The sequence below is a fragment of the Halobellus inordinatus genome (genome assembly GCF_024464655.1).
Classification (GTDB): domain Archaea; phylum Halobacteriota; class Halobacteria; order Halobacteriales; family Haloferacaceae; genus Haloquadratum; species Haloquadratum inordinatus.
The window spans coordinates 1-937 of the sequence record NZ_JANHAV010000022.1; the positions used below are offsets into that span (position 1 = coordinate 1).

Sequence of the window (937 nt, forward strand, 5' to 3'; positions counted from 1 at the left end):
TGTACTGTCCAGACCTCGAAGCGTCGCTCGAACACTTCCGCGACACGATGGGAATGTACGTCCGCCACGAGGAGGACGACGCCTACTACCTCGCCGCCTACGGCGACTGGCAGGACTACACGCTCATCCTTCGCGAGGGCGACGAGTGGGGCTGCAACCACGTCGCCTGGATGCTCGAAGACGAAGGCGACTTCGAGGTACTACAACAGCGCATCGAAGACTCCGGCTACGACACCGAGTGGGCCAACGAGGACAAAGAACCCGGCCAGGGCCGCGCGCTCAAGTTCGACTACCCCGGCGAGACCCCCGAGTACTTCGAGCTCGTCTACGACGTCGACCGCGCCTTCGACACGGTCAAAGAAGAAAACCGCGCCCGACTCAAAAACCAACCCGCGCGCAAACCCGAACGCGGCGCCGGACTCCGACGCATCGACCACGTGAACTTCAACGTCACCAACGTCCCCGAGTGCGTCGAGTGGTTCGAGGACGTCCTGGGGTTCAACCTCCGCGAGGAGGGCGTCGATCCCGAGGGCAACCAGGTCGGCGCGTGGCTCAGTGTCTCCCCGCTCGTCCACGAGATCGCGTTCGTGAACGCACCCCCGGACGCGAACGTCAACGACAAGATCGACCACGTGGCCTACTACATGGACGGCGGCCAGTCGGGCGAACTCGAACGCGCGGCGGACCTGCTTCGCGAGCGCGGCATCGAGATGGTGGGCGGCCCCGCCCGCCACGGCGTGAGTCAAGCGCACTTCAACTACTACGTCGAACCCTCGGGCAACAAGATCGAGATCTTCGCGGGCGGGTACCTCATCTTCGATCCCGACTGGGAGACGATCACCTGGACGCCCGAAGACGGCTCGGACACGTTCGTCTGGTGGGGCGGCAAAGCCGGCTCACACGCCCGCCGCCAGTACGACTTCGTCCCCACCGACGA

1 protein-coding gene is annotated in these 937 nt (G+C 64.8%); it reads left to right on the top strand.

What is annotated here, in order from left to right; genetic code table 11:
• Window positions 1-937, top strand: a 937-nt coding sequence (locus NO347_RS17165) for a VOC family protein (RefSeq protein WP_256290928.1), incomplete at both ends; no start/stop codon positions are given.